At 34.7% G+C, this 12,311-nt stretch carries 9 protein-coding genes; 4 read left to right on the top strand and 5 right to left on the bottom strand.

Annotated features, from left to right (window positions below):
• Positions 1–36 precede the first annotated feature (36 nt).
• The 4 genes from gyrB (at position 37) to AABM59_RS01260 (ending at position 6,583) form a co-directional block, all read left to right on the top strand.
• A complete protein-coding gene (gyrB, locus tag AABM59_RS01275) occupies positions 37–1,977 on the top strand; it encodes a DNA topoisomerase (ATP-hydrolyzing) subunit B (RefSeq protein ID WP_338407175.1) in 1,941 nt (646 codons plus the stop codon).
• A 118-nt stretch (positions 1,978–2,095) separates the two neighbouring features.
• Entirely contained in the window at positions 2,096–3,031 is a 936-nt protein-coding gene (locus AABM59_RS01270) for a malate dehydrogenase (RefSeq protein ID WP_338407174.1), read from the top strand.
• 221 nt (positions 3,032–3,252) lie between these two features.
• Positions 3,253–6,228, top strand: coding sequence for a protein translocase subunit SecDF (gene secDF / locus AABM59_RS01265; RefSeq protein ID WP_338407173.1), 2,976 nt, complete (start codon positions 3,253–3,255; stop codon positions 6,226–6,228).
• A 193-nt stretch (positions 6,229–6,421) separates the two neighbouring features.
• Entirely contained in the window at positions 6,422–6,583 is a 162-nt protein-coding gene (locus AABM59_RS01260; protein ID WP_338407172.1) for a hypothetical protein, read from the top strand.
• A gap of 198 nt (positions 6,584–6,781) precedes the next feature.
• On the opposite strand, the gene lgt is transcribed toward AABM59_RS01260, so the two are convergent.
• From lgt to AABM59_RS01235, 5 genes are all read right to left on the bottom strand, one after another.
• Complete coding sequence (gene lgt, locus AABM59_RS01255; protein WP_338407171.1) at positions 6,782–7,708, bottom strand: prolipoprotein diacylglyceryl transferase; 927 nt, start codon at positions 7,706–7,708, stop codon at positions 6,782–6,784.
• 56 nt (positions 7,709–7,764) lie between these two features.
• Positions 7,765–8,013: a membrane protein insertion efficiency factor YidD gene (gene yidD, locus AABM59_RS01250; protein ID WP_338407170.1), complete on the bottom strand. Its 249-nt coding sequence runs from the start codon at positions 8,011–8,013 to the stop codon at positions 7,765–7,767.
• A 12-nt stretch (positions 8,014–8,025) separates the two neighbouring features.
• Complete coding sequence (gene cysS, locus AABM59_RS01245) at positions 8,026–9,507, bottom strand: cysteine--tRNA ligase (RefSeq protein ID WP_338407169.1); 1,482 nt, start codon at positions 9,505–9,507, stop codon at positions 8,026–8,028.
• Positions 9,508–9,601: 94 nt separating this feature from the next.
• Positions 9,602–10,273, bottom strand: a complete 672-nt coding sequence (folE, locus tag AABM59_RS01240) for a GTP cyclohydrolase I FolE (RefSeq protein WP_338407168.1) — start codon at positions 10,271–10,273, stop codon at positions 9,602–9,604.
• Positions 10,274–10,400: 127 nt separating this feature from the next.
• Positions 10,401–11,597 carry a pyridoxal phosphate-dependent aminotransferase gene (locus AABM59_RS01235; RefSeq protein WP_338407167.1) on the bottom strand — a complete coding sequence of 399 codons (1,197 nt, stop codon included), beginning with the start codon at positions 11,595–11,597 and terminating at the stop codon, positions 10,401–10,403.
• Between the last annotated feature and the right edge of the window lie 714 nt (positions 11,598–12,311).

The following is a 12,311-nucleotide window of genomic DNA, read 5'->3' as shown; positions in this document are numbered from 1 at the left end:
GTGTTATACAAAAATTACATTTTTAGATTAAATTATATGAGCGAAGAAATCAAAAAAAACAATTATTCAGCAGATAGTATTCAGGCATTAGAAGGAATGGAGCACGTAAGAATGCGGCCTTCTATGTATATTGGAGATGTAGGTGTAAGAGGTTTGCACCATTTAGTTTATGAGGTTGTCGATAATTCAATCGACGAAGCGATGGGCGGCCATTGCGACACTATAAGGGTTGATATAAACGAGGACGGATCGGTTACTGTTGAGGATAATGGTCGTGGAATTCCGGTTGATATACATAAAAAAGAAGGCGTTTCGGCATTGGAGGTCGTTATGACCAAGATTGGTGCAGGAGGGAAATTCGACAAGGATTCTTATAAAGTTTCCGGTGGATTACATGGTGTTGGAGTTTCTGTAGTGAATGCGCTGTCTAAACATTTGAGAGCTACGGTTCATAGAGATGGAAAAGTATATGAGCAAGAATACGAAAGAGGAAAATCGCTTTATCCAGTTAAACAAATCGGGGAAACTTCTAAAAGAGGAACTATTGTTACTTTTTATCCAGATCCAACTATTTTTACACAAACTACAGATTTCACGTATGACACTTTATCATCTAGAATGCGGGAGTTGTCGTATCTTAATAAAGGAATTACAATCACTTTTACGGATAAAAGAGAAGTAGACAAAGACGGAAATTTTGTTCAAGAAATTTTTCATTCTACCGAAGGTTTAAAAGAATACGTTCGTTATTTGGATTCTAATCGGGAGCCAATTATTTCTCACGTCATCTCAATGAATTCTGAAAAAGGGGAAGTTCCAGTTGAGGTTGCCTTAATTTACAATACCAGTTACACCGAGAATATTTTTGCCTACGTAAATAACATCAACACGCACGAAGGAGGAACGCACTTGCAAGGTTTTAGAACGGGTCTTACCAGAGCCTTGAAGAAATATGCAGATGCCTCTGGAATGTTGGATAAATTGAAATTCGAAATTGCTGGAGATGACTTCCGTGAAGGTCTTACGGCTATTATTTCGGTAAAAGTTTCGGAACCACAATTTGAAGGACAAACCAAAACAAAACTAGGAAACAGAGAAGTAGTTGCGCCTGTAAGTCAAGCGGTGAGCGAAATGATAGAAAATTATTTGGAAGAAAATCCAAATGATGCTCGAATCATTGTTCAAAAAGTAATTCTTGCTGCCCAAGCGCGTCACGCTGCCAAAAAAGCGCGTGAAATGGTACAACGCAAAACCGTAATGGGTGGTGGCGGATTACCAGGAAAACTATCTGATTGTTCTGAACAAGATCCTGCAAAATGCGAAGTATATCTTGTTGAGGGAGATTCGGCTGGTGGAACAGCAAAACAAGGTCGTGACCGTGCCTTTCAAGCTATTTTACCATTGCGTGGTAAGATTTTGAATGTCGAAAAAGCGATGCATCACAAAGTGTTTGAAAACGAAGAGATTCGAAATATATTTACGGCACTTGGCGTAACCATCGGTACAGAAGAAGATAGTAAAGCGTTGAATATTTCAAAATTGCGTTACCATAAAGTAATTATTATGTGTGATGCCGATGTTGATGGTAGCCACATTTCTACTTTGATTTTGACATTCTTCTTCCGTTTTATGAAAGAATTAATCGAAGAAGGACACGTATATATTGCAGCGCCACCTTTGTATTTAGTTAAAAAGGGAAACAAAAAAGAATACGCTTGGAACGACGATCAACGCGATCAGGCTAATGCAAGAATGGGAGGAAGCGCAGCAATTCAACGCTATAAAGGTCTTGGAGAAATGAATGCGGAACAATTATGGGAAACTACGATGGATCCAAGTTTTAGAACTTTGCGCCAAATAACTATTGATAGTCTTGCTGAAGCCGATAGAGTTTTCTCTATGTTAATGGGAGATGAGGTTCCGCCAAGAAGAGAATTTATCGAGAAAAATGCAGTTTATGCTAATATCGACGCGTAATCAAATTCAGAATGCCCTAGCCCCGATAGCAGTGATAATCCCACGTTTTTTTGCTTGGATTGCAATGTATAGCGGGATTAGCTTCGGATAATAAACAACAACAAACAAACATATAAAAATGAAAGTTACCATAGTAGGAGCAGGAAATGTGGGAGCATCTTGCGCAGATTCAATTTCGTATAGAGGAATTGCGAGTGAAGTAGTATTACTGGATATCAAAGAAGGCTTTGCCGAAGGAAAAGCGATGGACATTTCTCAATGTTCCACTAATACTGGTTTTAATACTAAAGTATCAGGAGTAACCAATGATTATTCAAAAACAGCGAATAGTAATGTAGTAGTAATTACATCTGGAATTCCAAGAAAACCAGGAATGACTCGCGAAGAATTGATTGGTATTAATGCAGGAATTGTAAAAACAGTTGTCGAAAATGTTTTGGTACATTCTCCAGAAGCAATTGTGGTAATAGTTTCAAACCCTATGGATACAATGACTTATTTAGCATTGAAAACTACAGGTTTACAAAAAAACAGAATTATAGGAATGGGTGGAGCACTTGATAGTTCCCGTTTTAGATATTATTTGTCAAAAGCATTAGACAAACCATCAAACGATATTTCGGCAATGGTTATTGGCGGTCATGGAGATACAACTATGATTCCTTTGACCCGATTAGCTTCTTATAATGGTATTCCGGTTTCTGAATTTCTATCAGAAGAAGAATTAGCTAAAGTTGCTGCTGACACCATGGTTGGCGGAGCTACATTAACTGGACTTTTAGGAACATCTGCTTGGTATGCACCGGGAGCTTCGGTAGCGTATTTAGTGGATAGTATTTTGAATGATCAAAAGAAAATGATTGCTTGTTCTGTAATGTTAGAAGGCGAATATGGTCAAAGTGATATTTGTATTGGCGTTCCTTGTATCATAGGTAAAAACGGAATCGAACAAATTCTTAATATCAAATTGATAGATGCTGAAAAAGCAGCTTTCGCCAAAAGTGCCGAGGCGGTTAGGAATATGAATGCCGACCTAAAATCAGTTTTAGCATAATAATATAGGTATAAAAAGAGAAGACTGCACAATAGCAGTCTTTTTTTGACATTAATCAATAAATAAATTGGTTAATCTTTACGTTAATTATATATTTGCTCGGTTTAAAAAAGAGGACATAATTCATAACGGCTTATTTTTTAACAAAAATATATGTTATGCCTTATCTAATAAGGGTTGAAACAAAAATAAATAAATAAAATAATTAATTTTTAGTAATAATGCAGAATAAAGGACTTATTAAATTTTTCGCAATTCTATTTGCATTGGTAAGCATTTACCAACTTTCGTTTACTTTCGTATCTAGCAAAATAAAAATCGATGCAAAATCTTTTGCAGGAGGAAATCCTGAAAAAGAGGTAAAATATCTTGACTCAATCGGTAAAGAAAAAGTATTCAACCTTGGGTTTACCAATTTTACTTTCAATGAAGTTAAAGACAAACAAATCAATAAAGGTCTTGACCTAGAAGGGGGTATCAATGTGATACTACAAATCTCCGTTAAAGATGTTTTAAAAGGATTATCCAATAATTCTAAAAATCCGGTTTTCAATAAATCGTTAGCAGATGCAACGGCCAATCAAAAAGGAAATCAAAATTATGTTGATGCATTTTTTGAAGCTTTTGATGCCAATTCTAATGGGACAGTAAAGCTGGCCTCTCCAGATATTTTTGCAAACAGAACTTTACAAGGTGAAGGTGGAATTGATTTTCAAATGACTGACGCACAAGCTCAAAAAGTAATCAAAAGAAAAGTTGATGAGTCTGTTGAAAGTGCATTTGGAGTATTAAGAAAGCGTATCGATAAATTTGGCGTAACCCAACCTAACATTCAAAAAATAGGTGAAACTGGAAGAATTTTAGTGGAACTTCCTGGAGCTAAAGATGTAGATAGGATAAAAAAATTATTACAAAGTACTGCTCAATTAGAGTTTTGGGAAACGTATAAAACGGAAGAAATAGGAAATTTTTTGGTGGCTGCAAACGAGGCTTTGAAAAAAACTGAAATCAAAACTCCTGAAGTTAAGGTTGCTGTAAAAGATTCTATAAGTGCTTTGTTAACCACTGAAAAAGATTCAGCGTCTACAAAAATAGGAAACAATCCATTATTTGATAAAATTCTTCAACAAGGTGGCGGACCAGTTTTAGGTCTATTCTCTCCAAAAGACACTGCCGTTGTTGGTAGTTATTTGAGAAGAGCTGACATTAGAATTTTATTAGCACCAGACCAGCGTTATGCAAAATTTGTTTGGGGAAAACTAACAAATCTCGACAATGGTAAAGGTAAAGTAATTGATGCCGTTGAATTGTATGCTTTAAAAGGCAATAGAGATAATGTTGCCGCAATGGGTGGTGGCGTTGTTACTGATGCTAAAGATTCATTTGATCAATCAGGAAAGCCTTCTGTGACAATGCAAATGAACGGTCAGGGAGCAAAAGCTTGGGAAGAATTAACAGGAAGAGCTTATACTCAAAAAAGCAATATCGCCATTGTTTTGGATAATGTTGTTTATTCTGCTCCAGGTGTTTCTAGTGGTCCAATTTCAGGAGGAAGATCAGAAATTTCGGGAAATTTTGACATTTCAGAAACTAAAGATTTAGCTAACGTATTGCGAGCAGGTAAACTTCCTGCTGCGGCCGATATTATTCAATCAGAGGTTGTAGGACCATCCTTAGGTCAAGAAGCTATTGATAATGGTACTAATTCAGCTCTTTTAGGCTTGTTATTGGTGTCACTTTGGATGATGATTTATTATGGAAGAGCTGGTTGGTATGCAAATATTGCATTGGCAGTCAACTTATTATTTTTGTTCGGAATTTTAGCAAGTTTAGGTGCTGTATTAACATTGCCTGGTATTGCGGGTATTGTTTTAACTATGGGTACTGCAGTAGATGCAAATATTATTATCTATGAAAGAGCAAAAGAAGAACTGCGTTCGGGTAAATCATTAGAAGAAGCTGTTATTGCTTCCTATAGTTGGAAAGGGGCAATGCGTTCTATCGTTGATGCAAACGTTACCCATATTTTAACTGGTGGTGTTTTATTTATTTTTGGCTCGGGGCCAATAAAAGGTTTTGCCACTACATTGTTAATTGGTATAATAACCTCTTTATTTACTTCAATATTTATTGCAAGAATATTTTTAGATAGAAGAATAAGTAAAAACCTAAACTTATCATTTGTCACTAATTTTTCTAAAAATTTCTTTACTAATTTCCATTTTGATTTCTTGGGAATCAAAAAATGGACTTATGCTTTTTCAGCTATTGTAACTGCTGTTTGTGTTTTTTCAATTGTTACCAATGGTTTTGATCAAGGTGTAGATTTTGTGGGAGGTAGAACTTTCCAAGTTCGTTTCGAAAAACCAATTTCTGCTGAAGCTGTTGCAAAAGAGCTTTCTGATGATAAGGTATTTGGTAGTGCCGAGGCTAAGATTTTTGGTAATGACAATCAATTAAAGATCACAACGAAATATAAAGTTGAAGAATCAGGAAGTGCTGCAGATGAAGAAGTAAACAGATTGTTGTATGACAATTTAAAGCAACACTATTCTGCAGGATTAACTTATGATAAATTTGTAAATGCTTACGACGGAAAAAAAGCTGGAATTTTACAAGCGTCAAAAGTAGGGCCAACAGTTGCTGAGGATATCAAAACCAATGCATACTGGGCAGTTCTTGGTGCAATGCTAATTGTAGGGTTGTATTTAATAATCAGTTTTAGAAAATGGCAATATAGTTTGGGTGCGATTGCAGCAGTAGTTCACGATGTTATTTTTGTATTGGGAATTTATTCGTTATTATATAAATATGCCCCTTTTGGTATGGAAATCGACCAACATTTTATTGCTGCGATTCTTACCGTAATTGGATACTCTATGAATGATACCGTAATTGTGTTTGATAGAGTTCGTGAATTTTTAGGTGGTAAAAAAGCCAAAGGAGATTTTAATAGTATAGTAAATCAATCTATTAATAGTACTATGTCAAGAACCATTAATACATCATTAACGATGATTATGGTATTGTTGATTATGTTTGTTTTTGGAGGAGAATCTATTCGTGGATTTATCTTTGCGATGCTAATTGGTATTGTAGTAGGAACCTACTCTTCCTTGTTTATTGCAACTCCTGTTTTAGTTGACACTATGTCTGAAGAAGAACATAAAAGAATTGAAGAAGCGCATAACGCGTAACATCTTTAATTTTAAATATACTAAGACCCGAATTGTATTCGGGTCTTTTTTTTATAAAGGCTTTTTGAAATGGGTCAACTTATTCGTAAGTTGAATAGAATAGTGGCACTTATACTTTTACTCCAGATTTAGGTCAGCCTTGTACATCTACAAACAAAACTATAGATGTTACGTAAATCTATCAAAAGCAATTTTGAGCTTGAATTGTACCGTTACTGATTCATTTGTAAAAAATCAGATAATAACCGTTACCGCAACAGCTGTAGGGAATTATTTAAATCAAATCGATTCTGGTCCATTTCAAACAAGCCCTGTTTTTGAAAATGTGGCTTCAGGTCCGCTCCAATTAAGTTAAATTTTTTTATGGATGTAATTCTCCTAAGGACATAGACAATGTTTTGGTAATTGGTTATTCCAAATATTTCACTCCAAATGGAGTTGGTATTAATGATACTTAAAAGATGAATCAAATTTTCTGATTTATAAGATAAAATAAAAAAGCTTCCAAATTTCGGAAGCTTTTTTTATTAAGTTTTGTATTCGTATTACAACGCTATAAATGAACGGGTTTCTCGGCAGTAAAAACAAAATACAAACCCATCAAGATAAAAGGGATGCTGAGCCATTGTCCTGTTGAAAATAAACCTAATGCGCTTTCGAAACCTCCTTGACTTTCTTTTACATATTCCACAACAAAGCGAACGGACCATAAAAGTACTAGAAACAAGCCAAATAAATAACCTGATTTTTTTCTGGCTTCTGTTTTCCAATACAAGAAAAACAGGATTGCAAAAACAAAAATATAACAAAAAGCTTCATATAATTGAGCCGGATGTTTGGCAGGAACTTGTTGAAGTAAATTTGCAAACTGAGAATTTGTAGCGATGGCTTGGTAAGCCTCTTTTGGACTAGCTATTTGTGTTGCATTTACAACATCTCTTGGGCTAAACTGATCTCTTATAAATCGAACGCCGAAAGAAGAGGTAGTCTCTTTTCCAACAATTTCAGAATTGAAAAAATTACCGAATCGTACAAAAATAGCACCAGCCGACACGGGAATTACAATTCGGTCTAATATCCATATGAGCGGTTTTTTCAATATATTTTTGCTGAAATAATACATCGCGATAATTATCGATATGGCTGCGCCGTGACTAGCGAGACCTTGGTATCCCGTAAATTCAAAATTGGGAGAGAATCGAAAGGGTAAAAATATTTCAAGTAAATGATTGCGAAAATATTCCCAATCATAAAACAAAACATGCCCCAATCTGGCTCCAATTAGTGTGGACAAAACGATCCAAATGAATAATGAATCTAATTTTTCTAGGGATTCGTTTTCTCTTTCAAAAATATTTTTCATTATGTACCAACCCAAACCAAAAGCAATTACAAACATTAAGCTGTAAAAACGAATTACAAAAAAGCCTAAATCAATTCCTTCTGATGGGTTCCAAACTATGTTCAAAGCGTGTGTCATTGTTTTTTTTATTTAGTGTAAAAATACATTTTTTGTTTAGGATTTCAATATTTTTATCAATGGTTGTGGTTGCATTTTTTTGGAGGAACAGGATCGTAGCCTTTTTTTCCCCAAGGATGGCAACTCAATATTCTTTTTGTTCCCAAAAAACCACCGTAAAAAAAACCATGTTTTTGCAATGCTTCAATCATATAACTCGAACAAGTTGGCTCGAATCGGCAAGAAGATGGGGTAAAAGGGGAAATAGCATTTTGATAAAAACGAACCAATACTACAAAAGGAAATATTAAGATTCTTGAAAACATAATCTTTATTTATTACTGAACACTAAATGTTGTGCCTTCTTTTCCATCTTTCAACTGGATTCCCAAAGCAATCAATTGATCGCGAATTTGGTCCGACATTGCAAAGTCTTTATTTGCTCTCGCTTCATTTCGCATTCCAATTAGCATATGGACAACACCTTCCAATTTTTCGTTATTGTTTCCAATTGCTTTTTCATTCTTTAAACCCAAAACGTCAAATACAAAAGAATGCATTAATTTTTCAAATGTGTTAAAATCTCCAGCAGTAAGTGTCGCCGAATTATCCTTCAATACATTGATAAAACGGACGCCTTCAAATAGTTGCGCAATCAAAATGGGACTGTTAAAATCGTCATTCATGGCGTCATAACAACCTTGTTTCCAACTTGAAATATCAAGAGTAGAAGTGGTTCCCGGCTTAATTTCGCCTAATCCATCTAAAGCTTCCATCAATCTGTAAAATCCTTTTTCGGCAGCAAGAATAGCATCATTTGTAAAGTCGAGATTGCTTCTGTAATGTGCTTGAAGCATAAAGAATCTTACAACGCTTGGAGAAAAATCTTTGCTTAAAAATTCACTTTCGCCAGTTATTATTTCTCTTGGTAAAATATTGTTTCCTGTTGATTTTGACATTTTTTTACCATTCAAAGTCAGCATATTCGCGTGCATCCAATAATTTACTGGATTGTGTCCTGTGCAAGCTTCATTCTGTGCAATTTCACATTCATGATGTGGAAATTTCAAGTCCATTCCGCCACCGTGAATATCAAAATGATTGCCTAGATATTTGGTACTCATTGCGGTACATTCTAAATGCCAACCAGGGAAACCATCGCTCCAAGGTGAAGGCCAACGCATAATGTGGTGCGGTTCGGCTTTTTTCCAAAGGGCAAAATCTTGCGCATTTTTTTTGTCGCCTTGTCCATCCAAATCTCTAGTATTTGCCAGCATGTCATCAATGTTTCGGCCACTTAATATACCGTAATTATTGGTTTTGTTGTATTTAACTACATCAAAATATACGGAACCATTGACTTCATAAGCAAATCCATTATCAATAATTTCCTTTACAATCTCAATTTGTTCAATGATATGACCTGTTGCTGTTGGTTCTATACTTGGCGGCACAAAATTGAATAAATTCAGTATATCGTGAAAATCGACCGTATATTGTTGAACAACTTCCATTGGTTCAAGTTGTTCTAAACGTGCTTTTTTTGCAATTTTATCTTCGCCATCATCTACGTCATCAACGATATGTCCGACATCGGTAATATTTCGCACGTAACGGGTTTTGTAACCTAAATGCAAAAAATACCGGAAGATCACGTCAAAAGACATAAAAGTCCGCACATTTCCAAGATGTACATTGCTATAAACCGTAGGTCCACAAACATACATTCCCAAATTTCCCTCGTGAATAGGAGTGAAAATTTCTTTTTCTCCTGAAAGGGAATTGTATATTTTTAGAGTTTGGGTTTTGTATAAAGGCATTGTTGTTTATGGTTTAATCGGTTAACGGATTAATCGTTTAATGTATTGTTTTGGTTTCTATTTAATGGTTAATCTGTTAATCGCTTAACCAAAATTAGAATTTAGTACCTAATTTAATATAGTCCAAAAGCTCTCTTCGAGTTTGTTCGTTTTTGAATTTTCCTCCAAATTCGGATGTTACGGTACTGCTTTCTATATCGTTTATTCCCCTAGAATTTACACATAGGTGTTTCGCATCGATAATGCAAGCCACATCTTCGGTTCCAAGTGCAATTTGAAGCTCTTGTACAATTTGCATTGTTAAACGCTCTTGAACCTGAGGTCTTTTGGCATAATATTCTACAATTCGATTAATTTTCGACAAACCAATTACTCTTCCTTTTGAAATATAGGCGACATGTGCTTTTCCAATAATGGGAAGCAAATGGTGCTCACAAGTGGAATAAAGTGTAATATTTTTTTCGACCAACATTTCGCCATACTTATAGCCATTTTCAAATGTAGATGCCTTTGGTTTTCTGGCAGGATTAAGCCCTCCAAAAATTTCTTTTACAAACATTTTAGCCACCCGATTAGGTGTTCCTTTTAGACTATCATCTGTTAAATCCATTCCAAGAGTAAGCAGAATGTTTTCGACATTTTTTCTTATTTTATCGATTTTTTCATCGTCTGAAATATCAAAAGCATCATTTCTAACTGGGTTTGTAGCAGATAAACTGATATGATTATTTCCTATTTCGTCATGAAATTCTTCGTTATTTATCATTAAAAATTACTGTTATTATGGGTGTATAAGTTTAAGTGGGTAAAGATAATTAATAAATGCCAAAAAAATCAATGGCCGCCAAAAATTAATTGCGATGTTGAGTGATTCAATACTCCTTATATTAGTATTATTTTGAATTATAAACTGAAATTGCTGCTTCTATGATTTGCACAGCACGAATCAAATCCTCTTTTTTTAAAACATAAGCAATTCGCACTTGATTTAACCCAACACCTGGAGTTGAATAAAATCCCGCCGCTGGAGCTACCATAACTGTTTCACCATTTAAATCATAGCTTTCCAATAGCCATTGTGCAAAATCATCTGTATTATCAACAGGCAACTGAGCGATACAATAAAAAGCAGCTTTTGGAGTAGTTACTAATACGCCTTCAATTTTATTTAATTCGGCAATCAAAGTATCTCTTCGTTCTTTATATTCTGAAATCACCTCGTCAAAATAACTTTGAGGTGTTTCTATTGCAGCTTCACAAGCAATTTGTTCGATAGTTGGCGGGCATAAACGTGCTTGTGCAAATTTCATTGCGGCAGCTATAACCTCTTTGTTTTTAGTCACCATGCAACCAATACGCGCCCCACACATGCTGTATCTTTTGGAAACAGAATCAATCATTATTACATTCTCTTCAATTCCTTTTAAGTTCATTACCGAAAAGTGCTTGTCTTTTTTATCATATATAAATTCACGGTACACTTCGTCTGCTATTAAAAATAAATCGTGTTTTTTTACTAATTCCCCCAATTGATTAATTTCGGATTCCGAGTATAAATAACCTGTTGGATTATTAGGATTACATATTAAGATGGCTTTGGTTTTTGGTGAAATGGCTTTTTCAAATTCTTCAATAGTAGGTAGCGTAAACCCACTTCCAATATTAGAAATCACAGGAACTACTGTAGCGCTTGATTCTTCTGAAAAAGCACTGTAATTAGCATAAAATGGTTCAGGAATAATGAGTTCGTCTCCTGGATCCATGATGCTGCCAAGTGCAAACAAAAGAGCCTCTGAGCCACCTGTAGTTATCATTATATCCTCATAATTTACTTTTACCTCTTGTTGGATGTAAAATTGGGCTAGTTTTTTTCGATAGCTTTCATAACCTGCAGAAGGCCCATATTCTATAATGTCTAAATCAATATTTTTTATAGCTTCAATAGCAATTTTTGGGCTTTTTATATCGGGTTGCCCAATGTTTAAATGATAAACTTTAAGACCTTTTTTTTTGGCCATTTCTGCATAAGGAGCCAATTTTCGAATTGGCGATTCAGGCATTCTTCGACCTCTAATTGAAATTTTAGGCATGTTTGTAAATTTGATGCAAATTTGCAATTTTTTTTCGAATTTACTTGGGTGAAAACTCTTAATTTGTCTGTAAAGAGGCTTCAGAATTATTATTATTATTATTATTATTTAATTTTATACAAACCTTTTCTAATGAAAAAAATATTTATTTTATTTTTCATTTTAATTCTGGTATTTCCTATTTTGGGACAAGAAGGTTTTTGCTCAAAAATAGAGTTAGCAAAGTTGTAATTCCTTTTAAACTCATCAATAATTTAATATTTATTCCCGTAAAATTTAATGGATAGAGCTAAATCCCCTACTGGATTCTGGTGGGGAAATTCAACACAATGGTTTACAATGGGTTCAGGAGACGGTTGACCTCGAAACTGTCCTAACAATAATTGAGGGTACGGATGAAACTAGCGGTAATTATCAAGCTAATAATTTTAAATATAAATTTGTATTAAAGCCAGTTTATCTCATCTAAAATGTTCGCAAAAACTCTCCTCCAGCAAATAGTGGATTACAAAAAGGGGATGTCATAATCAGTATTAACCCGTTGGGTGTAATTATTAAAAACGTTTATTCGAGTGTTTTTTGTGCAGTAAAACGGAACAAAAAATGTATCGAGAATCGTTTTTAACGAAATTTTTCTTGTTCTCGATACGATTTTCATACAAAAACTAATCACACCGACTAAAAATTCCCATTAAAAACTAATTACACCCAACG

This window comes from uncultured Flavobacterium sp., from assembly GCF_963925185.1.
Lineage (GTDB): Bacteria > Bacteroidota > Bacteroidia > Flavobacteriales > Flavobacteriaceae > Flavobacterium.
The sequence above is the reverse complement of the archived record's forward strand: the minus strand, read 5'-3'. Positions and strand labels throughout refer to the sequence as shown.